This is a genomic window from Pseudofrankia coriaricola (genome assembly GCF_032027725.1).
Classification (GTDB): Bacteria; Actinomycetota; Actinomycetes; order Frankiales; family Frankiaceae; genus Pseudofrankia.
Map to the genome: position 1 here is coordinate 374,644 of NZ_JASNFO010000001.1, position 15,510 is coordinate 390,153.

The window sequence follows — 15,510 nt, forward strand, 5'->3', positions numbered from 1 at the left end:
TACGGCCAGGCCAAAGGCCACGCGATGATGGCGGAGCCTCGCGTGGCCGGAGGCCGTCAGATACGGCCTAGTGTCCCGCGTCGTCCCAGGTGCGGCCCGCGCCGACGGAGACGTCGAGCGGGACGGACATGGTGTACGCGCCGCTCATCTCGGAGCGGACGAGTGCCTCGACGTCCTCGCGCTCGCCGGGGGCGATCTCGAGGACGAGTTCGTCGTGGACCTGCAGGAGCAGGCGGGAGCGCAGGCCGCGCTCGCGCAGGCCGCGCTCCACCCCCAGCATGGCGATCTTGATGATGTCGGCGGCGGAGCCCTGGATCGGGGCGTTGAGGGCCATCCGCTCCGCCATCTGCCGGCGCTGGGAGTTGTCGCTGGTCAGGTCGGGCAGGTAGCGGCGGCGGCCGAGGATGGTCTCGGTGTAGCCGTCCGTGCGGGCGCGGTCGACGACGCCGCGCAGGAAGTCCCGCACCCCGCCGAAACGGGCGAAGTAGGCCTCCATCTGCTCGCGGGCCTCGTCCGGGGCGATGCCGAGCTGGGAAGCCAGCCCGTAGGCCGACAGGCCGTAGGCAAGGCCGTAGGACATCGCCTTGATCCGCCGCCGCAGCTCCGGGTCGACGTCGGCGACCGGGAGGTTGAACGCCTGCGCGGCGACGAACGAGTGCAGGTCCTCGCCGGAGGAGAACGCCTCGATCAGTCCCGCGTCGCCGGACAGATGCGCCATGATCCGCATCTCGATCTGCGAGTAGTCCGCGGTCAGCAGCGTCTCGTAGCCCGGGCCGACGACGAAGGCGCGGCGGATCTGGCGGCCCTCGGCCGTGCGGATCGGGATGTTCTGCAGGTTCGGGTCGGTCGACGACAGCCGGCCGGTCGCGGCGATCATCTGGTTGAACGTGGTGTGGATGCGGCCGGCATCGTCGATCATCGGCAGCAGCGACTCGACGACGGTCTTGAGCCGGGCCACGTCGCGGTGGCGCAGCAGCGTCGGGATCAGCGGGTGGTCGGTCTGGACGGCCAGCCACGTGAGCGCGTCCGCGTCCGTGGTGTAGCCCGTCTTGATCTTCTTGGTCTTCGGCAGGTTCAGCTCGTCGAACAGGATCTGCTGCAGCTGCTTGGGCGAGCCGAGGTTGAACGGCCGGCCGACGATCTGGTGGGCGGCCTCGACGACCTTGGTGACCTCGGCGCCGTACTGGGACTGCAGGTCGGTCAGGTAGTCGGCGTCGGCGGCGATGCCGGCGCGTTCCATCCCGGCGAGCACGGTCAGCAGCGGCAGCTCGATCTCGTGCAGCAGGCGCGCGGCCGAGCGGCGCTCCAGATCGCCGTCGAGGGCGTCGGCGAGCTCGGCGACCGCGCGGGCGCGCACGGCGTCCACCTCGGCCTCGTCCGCCTCGGCGATGCCCTCGACCTCGACCTCGAGGGTCAACTGGCCGTCCGACGGGCCCTCCTCGGCCTTCAGCTCTCGGTGCAGGTAGCGCAGCACCAGGTCGGCGAGGTCGAACGAGCGCTGGCCCGGCAGGGCGAGATAGGCGGCGAGCGCGGTGTCGCTGGTGACGCCGTCCAGGGTGAGACCCAGCTCGGCGAGCGCGAGCATCGGGCCCTTGGCGTCGTGTACGGCCTTCGGCCGAGTCTCGTCGGCGAGCCAGGCGGCCAGCGCGTTCTCGTCGGCGGGGACGAGCTGGGACGGGTCGATCCAGGCGGCGGTGCCGTCGGCGGCGGCCAGCGCGATCCCGGCGACCGTCCCGGTGCCGCGGCCCCAGGTGCCGCGCAGGTGCAGGCCCGTGCGGGCGCCGCCGACCGTGTGCTCGCCGAGCCACTCGGTGACGTCACCCGGGCCGAGGATCGTGTACTCGACCGCGAAGCCGCCGTCGCCCGCCGCCGGCTCCACGATCGCGAGCGCCTGGTAGAGCCGCTCCCGCAGCACCCGGAACTGCAGGGTGTCGAACAGGGTGTGCACCGCCTCCCGGTCCCACGGGACCAGGCGAAGGTCGGCGGGGCCGCGCTCCAGCGGCACGTCGCGGGCGAGCTCGGTGAGCGCCCGGTTGCGGATCACGTTGGCCAGGTTCTCCCGCAGCGCCGCGCCGGCCTTCCCGGTGACCTCGTCGGCCCGGTCGACCAGGTCCGCCAGGCCGCCGAACTGCTGGATCCACTTGGTCGCGGTCTTCTCGCCGACGCCGGGGATCGAGGGCAGGTTGTCCGACGGGTCGCCGCGCAGCGCGGCGAAGTCCGGGTACTGCGTCGGGGTGAGGCCGTACTTGGCCTCCACCTCCGCCGGCGTGTAGCGGATCATGTCGCTGATGCCCTTGCGGGTCATCAGCACGGTGATCCGGTCGGTGACGAGCTGCAGCGCGTCGCGGTCGCCGGTGACGATGAGGACGTCCATACCGACGGCCTCGCCCTGGGTGGCCAGCGTCGCGATGATGTCGTCCGCCTCGTAGCTGGCGGCGGACATGCTCGGCACGGCGAGCGCGTCGCAGACCTGGTGGATCAGGCTGATCTGGCCGACGAAGTCCGACGGGGTCTCGGACCTGCCGGCCTTGTACTCGGCGTACTGGGCGTGCCGGAAGGTCGGCGCCGGCAGGTCCCAGGCGACGGCGACGTGCGTAGGCTTCTCGTCGCGCAGTGCGTTGATCAGCATGGACGTGAAGCCGTAGACGGCGTTCGTCGGCTGCCCGGTGGTGGTGGAGAAGTTCTCCACCGGCAGCGCGAAGAACGCCCGGTAGGCCAGCGAGTTCCCGTCCAGCAGCAGCAGCCGCCCCGTTCCGGGAGCGGGCGCGCCGCGCGCCGCGGCCGGCGCCGCGGACCTCCCGGCCGCCTTGGCCGGTGCCTTGGTCGATGACCCGCCGCCGGCGGATCTTGAGGCACGTCTGGCCGGCGCCTTCGCGGGAGCGTCGCCGGGGGCGTCCTGGGCGGCCGGTGGGGCGGCGTCCGCCGGGACGTCGGACGGGCTACTCAGGTCGGGCTGCGTCGTCGAACCGGGCACCCGGCGAAGTCTAGGCCGCCGGTATGACAGTCCACCGACCGCGCCGGCCGTCCGGCCGGTGCCACCGTGGTCCCGTAGGTGCCCGGCGGGCGCCATATTGTCGGCTGGTGACTGCCGAGACGGGCGTGGACGGTGCCATCCGGGGCGGGCAGCCGGCCGACGAGGCCGAGCTGGTCGCCGCCCTCAACCTGAACCGCGGTGAGCTGAACGAGCGCATGGGCGTCGAGCTGCTGGAGGCCACGCCGGAGCGGGTGGTCGGCCGGATGCCGGTGGAGGGCAACCGGCAGCCGTACGGGCTGCTGCACGGCGGTGCGTCGGTGGTGCTGGCGGAGACGGTCGGCTCGATGGCGGCGATGCTCACCGCCGGCCCCGAGAACGCGGCCGTCGGCCTGGAGATCAGCGCCTCCCACCACCGGGTGGTCACCTCCGGCTCGGTCACGGCGGTCGCGACCCGCCTGCACGCCGGCCGCTCGGTGGCGACGTTCGAGATCAGGATTGCGGATGACGAGGGCCGGCCGGTCTGCACCTGCCGGCTGACCTGCATGCTCCGGTCCAAGCCGCCCGCTGGCGGGGTCATCCCCGGCCGCGGGCAGCCCGTGGCCACGGATGACCCCGGTCGCTAGTAGCGGCTGGTCGCCGGGCGGGACCGGCGCCGGCCCAAGGAGTCGGCCTGGGCCGCCGCCTGGCCCTCCGGGCCGCCGCCTGGCGCGCCGCCGCCCGCCGGGGGGCTGTTCGGGATCCCGCCGGCCCGGCCGCCCGCGCCGGGGGCGCCCCAGCCGGACAAGGCCCTGCCGGGCACATCGCCGGCGGCGCACCCGGCCTCGTCGTGAGAACCGAGGCCGGGGACGGCCACTTGGCCCTGCGCGGCGCGCAGCTTGGCGAGGGTGAAGCGGGCCTGGCCGCAGAACAGCGTTACCGCGCACCGCACCGCCGGGTCGAGCCGGGCCAGGTGCTGGGTCCAGCGGACGGTGATCATTCCCTGGACTCCTCCCTCGCCATGCAGCGGCATCATCAGCGCGGACGCGATCCCCAGCCGGCGCACCATCTCGTTCGGGATCAGCGGGTGCGCCGCCGCGTCCGGGATGAACACCGGCCCGGTCGCGGCCGCAAGCTCGCTGATCGCCTTCTGGTCGTCGCTGGTCGTGCGCACTCCCAGCTCCGTCAGCGGTAGCACCCCCTCGACGACGGACACGCCGGCGGCCCGGAAGACGGTCGAGCCGGGCAGCTCGGGCAGCATCACGGCGACGGCGTCGGCATGGGCCAGCCCGCGCACGACGTCCGCGCACAGTGTGGCCGCGGCTGGCAGGTCATGGCGGTGCCAGAATGTCTCGAGCCGTTCCAGGCCGGCGGTGGCCTCCGCGAGCAGCAGCCGGTGCAGCCGGGCGTCGAGCAGGCGTACGGCGTGGCTGGCAAGGGTGTCGAGCGCGGTCCGTTGGCCGGTGGTGAGCCGCCGCGGCACCCGGTCGGAGACACACAGCGCGCCGAGCACGTGGCCTTCGGCCGTGCGCAGCGGCGCGCCGGCGAAGAAGATCACATGTTTCGGCTCCGCCCTGGTCAGGTGCGCGTAGCGCAGGTCGCGGGAGCAGTCCTGGATCTCCAGATAGTGGCCGTCGGCGACGATGAACGACCCGGGGCCGACCCAGGCCCGAAGCTCCGACGCCTGGACGCCATGGCAGGCCTTAGGCCACTCCCGGTTACTATTGATGAACACCAGGTGGCTGAAGTCGCAATCGGTGATCTGGGCGGCGAGAGTGGCAAGGGCGTCGAACTCCGGCTCGGGCGGGGTGTCGAGGATCCGGTACTGGCGCAGCGCGGCGAGCCGGCTCGACTCGTCGGGCGGCTCGGGCGCGACCACCCCGGTCCGCTCCGAGGTCCTGATCGTCTCCTCCGGGACCGTCGGCCGCGGCCCGTGTGTGCCCGCTTCCCGTGCCCGGCCCGCGCGCCCGAGGTCCTCGCCGGCCCCACCGCGCCTGGAAGGCGTGGTGGGCCCCGTGGGGCCCGTGGGCCCGGCGGGGTCGGAAGACCGGGCGGCCCCCGCGGGCGAAGCCTGCTCGCCGGCCCGGTGCCCGTTGCTGGACGGGGTCACGCCGGCCTTCGCGAGCCCCGCCAGGCGTGCCGTGTCCGCCCGCCCCGTGTCCGCCCTGGCCGTGTCCGCCCTGGCCGTGTCCGGGCGGGTCGGGCTGGGCTCGCCCGAGGCGGCGGACTGCGGGCCCGAGCCGCTCGTCCGCCAGGCGCCGACGCAGGCCTGGCGGACGGCCAGCAACGCCTCCAGCTCCTCGGGCGGCAACGGGGGCGAGAGCACGTTGCCCTGCAGGAGGTCGCACCCGAGCTCGGTGAGCATCCTGGCCGACTGCTCGTCCTCGACGCCCTCCCCGACGACCCGCAGGCCCAGCCGGTGGCCGAGGTCGACCACCGACCGCACGATCGCGACGTCCGGCAGGCTGCCGCGGGCGTCCGCGACGAAGCTTTTGTCGATCTTCATCTCGTCGAACGGGAGTGCCTTGAGGTTCTCCATCGAGCTGTAGCCGGTGCCGAAGTCGTCGAGCGAGAGCTTCACGCCGGCGGCCCGCAGCTCGCCGAGCATGGCGGCGGCGCGCGCCGGCTGGGACACCAACGCGCTCTCGGTGATCTCCAGAGTGAGCATCTCCGGCGGCAGGCCGTGGTGTTCCAGCCGGCGGGCGACCTTGCCGGGCAGGTCGTCGATGACGAGCATCCGCGCGGACAGATTGGCCGAGACCGGCAGGTGCAGACCGGCCCTGGTCCACCGGGCACTCTGGGCGAGAACCTCCTCCAGCTCCCACCAGGTCAGGCCGATGATCAGCGAGGAGCGCTCGGCCATCGGCAGGAACGAGCTGGGCGGAAGCAGCCCGCGCTCGGGGTGACACCAGCGCATCAACGCCTCGGCGCCGGCGATCCGGCCCGTCGCAGCCTCCTGCACCGGCTGGTAGTACAGCACGAGCTCGCCCTTCGCGATCGCGGTGCGTAGCTGGGCATGCAGGGCCAGCTCCCAGGAGCGCACCCCGACCGTCCCCGCCATCCCGGCGTTCCAGACCCCGACGCGCGCGCCGTCGCGCTTGGCGTTCGCCAGCGCCGCGTCCGCGCACGGCAGCACCCTTGACAGCCGGTCGCCGTCGCGCGGCGCCGAGGCGATGCCCGCCGTCGACTCCAGCTCGATGTTGATGCCGCGGATGCGCACCGGCCCGTCGAGCTGCTCGAGGACCTTCTCGCCGAGCCGCGCGAGCCATTCGCCGTGCGGGTCGGCCCGGTCGCTGACCTGGTCCTCACCGGGCAGCACGAGGACGAACTCGTCGCCGCCGAGCCGGCCGGCGAACGCCGGCCTCGGGTGCACCTCGCGCAGCAGGTCGGCATACTCGCGCAGCGCCTCGTCGCCGGCCTGGTGCCCGAGCGCCGAGTTGATCTCCCGGAACCGGCTGATGTCCAGCACCATCACCGCCTGGGCGCGGCCGGCGACCAGCGCCTCGGTGATGGCCGGCTCGCCGGCGTGCATGAGCCCCGCCCGGTTGGTCAACCCGGTCAGCGGGTCGGCGAACGCCCGGCCGCGGCCCCAGCTGAAGAACCCGTAGGTGAGCATCGCCGACGCGACGATGCTGAGCAGGGCGGCCACGTAGGTCAGCGGAAAGACGTCCAGGTCGCCGCGCGCGATCAGCGCGCCCGTGAAGGTGAGGCAGACCGCGCCGGTCAGGGCGGCCACCCGGCCGACGTGGCGCGACACCAGGCCGGCATAGCCGCCAGCCCATGGGTACCAGGCCAGGAAGGCGAGCGGCGTGCGGGACGGACTGCCGAGCACCGCCGTCGTCATCGCGGCGGTCATCGCGACCGTGACGACCAGTGCCCTGCGCCCGGGGTGGCCGCGGCCGGCGCGCAGGATGTAGCAGAGTGTGGCCAGGGAGATCAGGAAGGCCGCGAAGGTCTCCGGGCGCAGGTACGACTGCGACATGGGCAGAACGAGCATGAGCAGCAGGAACAGCGTGCCGACCAGCGGGAGCACGGCGAGGAACCCGCGCTCCCGGACCGGGCCACTCCCAAGCATCCGACTAGCCCTCCTCGTCCCGGGACGCCTCGGACAGCGCGGAGGATGGGTGTCTGCGCGCCGCCTTCGGCGTGGTGCCGGCCTAAGGACGTGCCCGTGCGACGGCAGGAGCGAACGGCCCGACCGGGTCGGCTGGGCGGGACCGCCCCCCGGCAGCACGGCCCGTTCTCAGTCAGTCACACCATGTCCAGCGCGCGGCACAGGGTAACCCGGCCTGCTCCCTTTCCCGGCCGCGAGCAGCATGATCTGCCCACGCATCGTGTGCGGGTGATGACGCTCCGTGCTGACTCAAGGGCAAACCCGGCGTCATCGGTCGCCATCGGTTAGCACGGGAGTGTGATGGCATGGCCCGCATCGCCCGCCATGACCCGGGCGGGCTCGTCAGGGCCGAGCCGCCGCGGGGGGGCGGCGCCCGGGGGCCCCGCCCCCCCGGCGCGGGGCGCCCCCGGGGCGGGGGGGGGTGGGTCGGGCCGGCGCGGCGGGGGGGCGCGGCCCGGCGGGCCGGGCCCACCGAGGCGGCTGGCCTACCTGGCGGAGGGCTCAGTCTCGGCGCCGGCCGCCGCGTCCGGTGGCGGCACGGTCCCGCCGGCCTCGTCCTCGTCCTGGGCCCCGTCCCTGCCCTCGGCCTCGGCCGCTCGCCGGCTGGCGTGGCCATGCAGGAGCGCGAGCGCGGCGTCGGCGCCGAGGAAGAGCACCGCGAGCCACGACACGGTCGCGACCTTGTCGAACTCCGACACCCACGAGCCGTTGACTGACAGGTTGTAGCGGACCTGCACCTCGATGACATAGGCCGCGGCCGCGGCGAGCGCGGCCACCGAGCCGGCCCGCAGCAGCACCCGCCCGCGAGGCGCCAACGCCGCCACCAGCGTCACCGCGGCCGTGGCCGCGCCGGCGGCCGGACTGACGATGAACGCCCCGATGGCCGCCGTCCCCAGGACCAGCGGCGCCACTTGGCGCAGCGGCAGCCGCGGCGTGGCGGCGAACGGCCGGTCCAGTCTCGGCAGGTCGCGGACGGGCGCGGCCGGCCAGCCGGCCTTGCGCCGCCGCCGGCCCGTCACACCGAGCAGGGCCAGGCACAGCACCACCGTCACGACGGAGACGGTCAACGCGGCGAAGACCACCCGCTGCGGCGTCCAGGTGAGCTGGACCTTGAAGGTCTCCGACTCCGGGTCGATCCGCCAGCCGTCGGCATAGCCGTCGACGAGCTGGGGCGAGCCGATGTCGGTGTTCTCGTCGATCTTGCCGTGCCAGCCGGGGGAGAGGCTCTGCCCCAGCACCAGCCAGAACGGCGTGCCCGGCTTGGCCCCGGTGACCGTGAGGACGAACGTCGTCGGCCCCGCGACGTCCACCTTGACGGTCGGCGTGGCTGGCGTGGTGGCGGCGGTGCCGGCCACGTTCCCGGACTGGGCCGCGAGGTCGGCCGTCCGCTGCTCGCGGGAGGTGTCCAGGGCGTTGATCGACGTCGCGTCCGGCCAGGTCGTGCCGCCCGCGTCCGAGGCGAAGACCAGCCGGTCCAGGTCGATCCCGGTCTTCGCCCCGTTCGCGGTGCGTACCACGTGGTCACCGGCCGAGAGCCGCACCGGGGTGCCGCAGGTGCGCACATCCAGGCCGAGCCGGCCGGACGCGTCCTTGGTCGTGCCGTTGATCCGCACGCCGACCGGCTGGCCGTCGACGGTCAGGAGGTCGGTCCGGCAGCCCACGGAGAGGTCGGCCGGCGGCTGCGCCGTCGACGCCGTCTGGCCGGTGCCCTTCACGCCCGGCAGCTCGATCTCCGCGATGCCGACCGGCGTCGTCATGATCGCGCCGGAGATCGTGTCCTTCGTCGTCACCGGGCGGACCGCGTCGACGACGAAGCGGATCTGGTGTCCGCTGCCCACCGGCAGCGGCACCGTCACCGTGGTGGTGGCTCCCCGCTTGCCCGCCGCGTCGGCGAGCGGCGGCACGTCGACCGTGCCGGCCCGCTGGCCGTCGACCTCGACGCCGAGCTTCGTCGGCACCGAGTGCCGCCCGTCGGTCACCAGGGTGAGCTCCGCCGTCGACAGGGTGACGTCGTCCAGCGACGTCAGCTGCAGCCAGTTGCCGCTCTGGTCGCCGAAGCCGGGCGACCATGCCGTGGCGGTGTCGCCGTCGAAGGCGGCCGAGCCGCGGGCGTCGATGTCACCGGGCAGCCGGCCCGAGGACACCACCAGCGGCGGGCCGTCCGGCCGGCCGAGCAGCTTGTCGATCACGTCGTCCGACGCGTAGGAGGAGAGCCTCGCGGTGCCGGTCAGGCTGAACGCGCGGTCGGTCGGCAGCGAGAACACACGGGCGATCGTCGACTCGGTGTCCTCCTTGAACGGCTCGGCCGGGTTCGCCCGGTCCCGCGTCATCGTCAGCACCAGCGGGTGGTCGAGCGAGCCCTGGCCGGCGGTGGTGAGCAGGTCGGTCGGCATCCGCAGCAGGTCCTGCGCGACGGCCGGCTTGGCATCCGCCTTCGGGATCTCCACCTCGGCCAGCCCCACCGCGGACAGGCCGTCGTAGCTCTTCTGCTTGCCGTAGTTGGTCGCGTCGACGCGGATCGTCAGGGTCTTGAAGGTCCGCTCCGGGAAGGTGATGACCTGGCCCTGGCCGGTCCTGGAACCGTCGATGAGGTCGGCCGTCACCGGCGAGCCGCCGTCGAACGTCAGCGTGACCTTCGTGATCCACCGGTTGCGCGGGCCGGTGAGGGGCTGCACCAGCCGGATGTGGTCGGTGGTGGTGGGCGCGGCGAGCGTCGTCTGCCAGCGCTCGCCCGCCGGGTCGGTGAACGCGCCGACCCGCCACGCCGTCGTCGGGTCGGCGTCGATGGCGTGCACCGGCCGGTCGGCCGGGCCGTAGGCGAACGTGTTGCCATAGCTCGACGCGGTCACCGCCGCGACCTGAGCCTGCTCACCCGGGGCGGCGAGCACGGCGACCGTCTGGTCCGACGTGTCCTGCGCCGGGAACAGCGGCAGCCGGTTGTCGTCCGGGTCCTTCGCCAGCGGCGTGACGCCGGGCTGCTCGACGTAGCCGAAGTTCTCCCGGATGCCGGTCCAGCGCTCCGCCCGCAGCCGGTTCGAGTCGCTCAGGAGCAGCTCGGCGCCGTCGGCGAGGGCCTGGCGCATCCCGTCCCGGTCGCCCGCGAGCGCCCCCGTGTAGAGCACGGTCCGGTTGTTGTCCACGACGTCGGTCAGCAGGCCGGAGGCCGCCGCGTCGACCAGCGCCTCGCCGTTGCCGCTGACGAGCAGCGGGCGGCCGGTGGTGGCGGTGCGGACGATCGGCGTCGGGTCCTTGACCGCGAAGTCGGCGAGCGTCGGCGGGTCGGGCACGGCCGGGTCGGTGCCGAGAGTGATCTCGTCGAGGTAGGGGATCGTCGTCGTCTCGCTCACCAGCGGGCCGTACACCGTCGGCTTCTCCAGGCCGTTCGGCGGCCGCGAGGTGAACAGGTCCCAGTCGGCCCGCGGCCGCGGGCCGCGGAAGCGCTCATACTGGTTGTTGCCGCGCAGCACGACGTCGCCGACGCCCATCAGCCGGGCGACGTCGTAGAGCGAGGACGTCTCGAAGACGCCCTCCTGCAGCCGGCGGTCTAGGGAACGGACGAGGTCGGTGCTGCCGGCCTCGCCGTAGGGGATGAGCTCGCGCTGGACGGTCGGGCGGTCCATCAGACCGTAGGTCACGGTGTCGAGCGTCGAGCCCCACCGATAGTGGGCGAAGTCGGCGCCGGGCAGCTCCAGCACCCGGGTGGCGTTGCCCTTGGCGTTCAGCGCGTCCGCGAGCGCCAGCTCGTAGTCCGGGACGTCCTCGGGCCGCTGCAGGCCCGGCTCCAGGAACTGGCCGCGGAACAGCGGTGCCATGTCCAGCGCGAGCAGCGCCAGCACGACCACCGTCACGGCGGTCGGCAGCACGGAGCCGGGGCGCGCCCGGAAGACCATCCGCCGCCGGCGCCGACGGCCTCGCGCGGCGCGGCCCGCCCCGCCGGCCGACGATCGGCGGGCGGCGGCCTGTGCCATCGACCGCTCGGTGAACGCGGCGATCGCGCCCGCCAGCAGCACCGACAGGCCCAGCACGACCAGTGGCGCCGCGCGCGGCAGCGAGCGCAGCGCGAGCCCCGCCGTCGACCCCTCGGCGAAGTCGCGGAAGAACCGGCCGAGCGGCGACGGGTTGTCGTACGGGTACACGCCGACGGCGACCGTCGTGCCCAGCACGACCAGGCCGACGAAGTAGGCGCGGTGGCCCCAGCGGATCAGCGAAGCGGCCGCGAGCCCCAGCAGCGGCACGGCGAAGCTCACCATCAGCAGCCACAGCGCCTGGGTGTAGCCGACCGCGGGGGTGACCCAGGGGCCGAGCGCGTCCTCGCCGTAGAAGAACCAGTTGCCCAGGCCCCGCAGCACCTCGGAGGCCTGCGAGCTGCTGGCCACCGTCTTGACCGTCTCGGTGAACGCGAGCACGTTCAGGCCGTAGCCGGCCTGCGTGTAGAGCCCGGCCACCCACCAGGCGTTCGCCAGGATCGTCATGATGACGGCGCGGCTGATCAGGCCGCCGGTGGCGCGGAGCGTCGCCTCCCGGGTGCCCCACACCGCGAACGGCAGCCAGAGCAGCGGCGCGAGCATGATCAGGATCAGGCTGGAGGCGTTGATGCTGCCGACCGAGGTGACCACCAGCGCGAACGCGGCCGGCCAGCGCCACGCGTCCGCGCCGCGCCAGCTGCCCTTGCCCTCGCGGGCCTCGCGCAGGCCGCGCACCGTGATCCCGATGAACCAGCCAAGACCGGCGTAGGGCAGCAGGATCGCCGAGATCCGCGCCTCGTACTCCAGCGAGTACGGCGTGAGCATGTAGCCGAACGCGGCGACGACCGAGTACCGGTCGGGCCAGCCGAACGAGCGCAGCAGGAACAGCACGCCGGCGCCGGCGACGAACAGGATGGTGCCGGTCCACAGCCGCTGGGCGACCCAGTCCGGCAGGCCGACGAGGTCCAGCACGTAGTACCAGAGGCCCTGCGGGAACAGGTACCCGATGTTCTGGTGGGTGACGGTGCCCATGCCGACGTCCGGGTCCCACATCGACACCGCGCGGCGCAGCAGCCGGCCCGGGTCGAGGTAGAGGTACGCCTTCGTGTCGGCGCCGATCCGGCCGGGCGACGTGCGCAGCAGCGGCAGGTAGGCGACGGCGGCGAGCAGCAGCGTCGCCCAGGACGGCCGTGGTGGCCGCCAGGCGCGCCACCCGCGGCGGTCGTCCGTACCGGGCGCGTCGGCGCCGGCCGGCTCCGCCGCCGGCTCGGCGGCGTCATCGGCCGTGACGGTCGCGGTGCCAGCGGTCGCCGTGGTACCGGCGCTATCGCCGGCACCGGCCGCGTCACCGCCGGGGCCGCTGGGCCCGGGGAGGCCGCCCGGGTCCTGCGCTGTCAAGGTCACCGCAGCGGCCCGTGCAGCCGGTCGAGACCGCCGGGTCGGGGCGCGCGGCGGCTGTGCTTGGCGGCCTCCTGGACGAGCGCCGCGTACGTCTGGCGGGCGGTGTTGGCCCAGGTGAACGTCGCGGCGTGCGCCAGCGCGCCCGCGACGAGCCGGTCGCGCAGCCCCTGGTCGCCCAGCACCCGGCCGAGCGCGCCGGCGAGGTCACGCGGCTCGACCAGCAGGCCGGACAGCCCGTCGGCGACGGCGTCGGTGTGGCCGGCGATGTTGGTCGCGACGGACGGGGTCCCGCAGGCCGCCGCCTCGGTGATCGTCATGCCCCAGCCCTCGCGGGCCGAGGCGCTGGTTAGCACCCAGGCCCGCCGGTAGAGCGCGAGCAGGCCGTCGTCGTCGACCCGGCCCGGCAGCTTCAGCCAGTCGGCGGCGCGCGCGGCGCGGATCTGGGCCTCCAGCGCCGGGCGCTCGTAGCCCTCGCCGACGATGATCGCCTCCATCGTCGGGTGCTGCTGGCGCAGCCGGACCAGCGCGTCGACGAGGATGTCGAACCGCTTCACCGGCACCAGCCGGCCGACCGCCAGGACCAGCGGGTGCGGCGAGCGTTCTCCGAGCGGGGCGTAGCGCTCGTCGATGCCCGGCGGGATGACGGAGATGTTCGCCGGTGGCAGCCCGAGCATTTCGATGATCTCGTGGCGGGACGACTCGGACAGCGTCAGCATCCGGGTGCGCCGGTACAGCGGCGGCGCGATGGTGCTCTCCAGCGTCTCGCCGATCTTCGCCAGCGGCGGCTTCAGCACCATCCGCCACATCTCGCCATGGACATGGTGCAGGAACACGACCCGGGGGCAGGGCGCCCACACCGGGGAGAAGAACGGCATGCCGTTCCAGATCTCCACCAGGCCGTCCCAGGGGCCGCCGTGGCCGAGCGCGCCGGAGATCGCCGAGCGCGGGAACACCATGTACCGGCCGGCCTTGCGCACGACGGAGTAGCCGTTGCGGGTCGCCGTCTCCAGGTGGCCAGGGGCGTGCGCGGTGCGCATGCTCACGTCGACGCCGGCCGCGGCCCAGGCCGCGGCGACCTGGTCGGCGTGCAGCTCGGAGCCGCCGGCCTCCGGGTCGTCCAGGTCGCGCCAGGCGAGCATGTGCACGCGGCGCACGCCCGAACGCTCGACCAGCTCCGCGAGGGTGGGCTCGCGCGCCTCGATCCACGGCGCCTGGCGCGGCTCGGCGAGCCGCACGGCCGAGCCCGGCCGCCCGCCGCGCGCCGGCTGCTGACCGGGGATGGCCCTGCCGAGGCCCGCGGGGCTGCCCAGCCTCTCAGCGCCGCTCAGCCTCTCAGCGCCGCTCAGCCTCTCAGCGCCACCCGGCCGCGCGGCGGCGCTCGGACGGCCAGCGCCCTCGTCGAGCGTGCTCATGCGTGCGCCACCTTCGTGGCGGCGCGGCCCGCGCCAGGGGCGGACATCGTCCGGCGGGCCGCGCGGGCGACGAGCAGCCCGGTGACCGCCGCCAGCACGGCCTGGACCGCGAGGTCCATCCGGGCGGTGGTGACCGGCGAGCCGCCGGCCAGGGCGATCAGCCCGGCGGCGGCCGCGGCCGTGAGCCCGAGCGCGACCAGCACGGCGCGCGAGCCCAGGGCCAGCAGGTAGTGGGTGAACAGCACAGTTGCTCCGAGACAGGTCATCGCTGCGGCCAGGGGGAGGAGAGCGCCGGAGGCGTCGGTGAAACGTGGCCCGAAGGCCAGGGACAGAAGGGCCGCGGGCGCGGCGGACGCGGCCACGAGGAGTACGGCGGCTGGCAGCGCGAGGATCGCCAGCGTCGCGCCGAGCTGGTGGAGGGCATGCTCGCCCAGGTGGCGGCGGTCGGCCGCCTCCGGCAGCAGGAAGCCGGCGAGCACCACGGCCCCGAACATCAGCACCTTGCAGGTGACGGACACGGCCGCGTACTGGCCCGACTCGCCGGGGGACAGCCGGCCCTGGATCAGGACGTCGACGTTCTGCAACAGGGCGAGGAATGCCAGCGCCGTAAGCGCGGTGCCCAGCTCCGCCGCCAGCCGGCGCTCCCGCCCGCCGGCCGCGGCCGCGGCCCCCCAGGCCGGCGCGGGGAGTGTCTCGGCGGCCTCGGCTCCTTCGGCGGCCTGGGCCGAGCCGGCGCGGGCCGTCGGTCCGAGAGAGCGGCGGGCGTGTGCGAGCGCGGCCAGCACGCCCAGGAGCACCGCCGTGGCGGCGCCCGTCTGCGCCAGCCCCGCGAGCACCAGGCCGGCCGTCGCCGCGCCCTTCACCGCCGCGTCGACCAGCAGGTTCGCGGCGAGCTCGCGGTAGCGGTGGGCCGCCTGGAGCAGCCCGCGGTCGACGCACAGCAGGCACCAGGCCGCGCCGGCGGTGAGTGTCTCGGCGACCCCGCCCGGCCCCGGCAGCGACAGCTCGTGGGCGAGTGGCCCGCGGGCCACCAGCGCGAGCACCGCGACCGCGACCACGCCCCGCAGCCCCGCACGCCGCACCCGCGCCGCCCAGCCGGCGACCAGGTCGGCCCGGCCGGTGCGGGTCCAGGTGGTCACCCGGCGGACGACGCCGACCAGCAGCGCGCTGCCCGGCATGGAAACGATCATGAAGAGGGCGAACAGCTGGGCGGTCGCTCCGTAGGAGCGGGTGCTCATCGCGCGAGCGATGACGAGGGTGACGCCCAGGTTCGCGACGTTGGCGAGCAGACCGGCGAGCGCCAGCGGCGTCGCCCCGCGCACCGCGCCGCGCAGCCGGCCGCCACCGGCCGCGGGCCTGGCGGCCGCGGGCGTCGCGGTCGCGGGCACGACGACTGGGGGAGCGGTGCCCAGAGGGGCGGTGGCCGGGGCTGGGGCGCACCTGGGTTCGGCGCCCGGCACGGCCGGGCCCTCGGCCGGTCCGGCCGGGCCGGGCGCATCCGTTGCCGGCTTGGCCCAGTCCACTGGGCCCCCCGCGGCCCGGACGGCCGCGAACAGGCCGCCGGGGTTGCCGCCCCGGTTCGCCGGTGTCGCGCGCGGGGGGACGTAGGGGCGCCGTGACATACTGTTACTGTCACGCGGTGTAGCCGGCCGCGCTCCCGGTGTCGCC

At 74.6% G+C, this 15,510-nt stretch carries 6 protein-coding genes; 1 reads left to right on the plus strand and 5 read right to left on the minus strand.

The window, feature by feature from the left end:
* Positions 1-67 precede the first annotated feature (67 nt).
* Entirely contained in the window at positions 68-2,740 is a 2,673-nt protein-coding gene (polA, locus tag QOZ89_RS01565; RefSeq protein WP_312622848.1) for a DNA polymerase I, read from the minus strand.
* A 341-nt stretch (positions 2,741-3,081) separates the two neighbouring features.
* Between polA and QOZ89_RS01570 the strand changes: the two genes are divergently transcribed.
* Positions 3,082-3,597: a PaaI family thioesterase gene (locus QOZ89_RS01570; RefSeq protein ID WP_312622775.1), complete on the plus strand. Its 516-nt coding sequence runs from the start codon at positions 3,082-3,084 to the stop codon at positions 3,595-3,597.
* Here the strand turns inward: QOZ89_RS01570 and QOZ89_RS01575 are convergent.
* The 4 genes from QOZ89_RS01575 to QOZ89_RS01590 form a co-directional block, all read right to left on the minus strand.
* Positions 3,594-7,025, minus strand: coding sequence for an EAL domain-containing protein (locus QOZ89_RS01575; RefSeq protein ID WP_312622776.1), 3,432 nt, complete (start codon positions 7,023-7,025; stop codon positions 3,594-3,596). The genes QOZ89_RS01570 and QOZ89_RS01575 overlap by 4 nt on opposite strands.
* A 524-nt stretch (positions 7,026-7,549) precedes the next feature.
* Positions 7,550-12,433, minus strand: a complete 4,884-nt coding sequence (locus QOZ89_RS01580; protein ID WP_312622777.1) for an alpha-(1->3)-arabinofuranosyltransferase domain-containing protein — start codon at positions 12,431-12,433, stop codon at positions 7,550-7,552.
* Positions 12,430-13,842 carry a glycosyltransferase family 4 protein gene (locus tag QOZ89_RS01585; protein WP_312622778.1) on the minus strand — a complete coding sequence of 471 codons (1,413 nt, stop codon included), beginning with the start codon at positions 13,840-13,842 and terminating at the stop codon, positions 12,430-12,432. Before QOZ89_RS01585 ends, QOZ89_RS01580 begins: the two co-directional genes overlap by 4 nt.
* Positions 13,839-15,464, minus strand: a complete 1,626-nt coding sequence (locus QOZ89_RS01590) for a hypothetical protein (RefSeq protein WP_241842186.1) — start codon at positions 15,462-15,464, stop codon at positions 13,839-13,841. Before QOZ89_RS01590 ends, QOZ89_RS01585 begins: the two co-directional genes overlap by 4 nt.
* Positions 15,465-15,510: the final 46 nt, after the last annotated feature.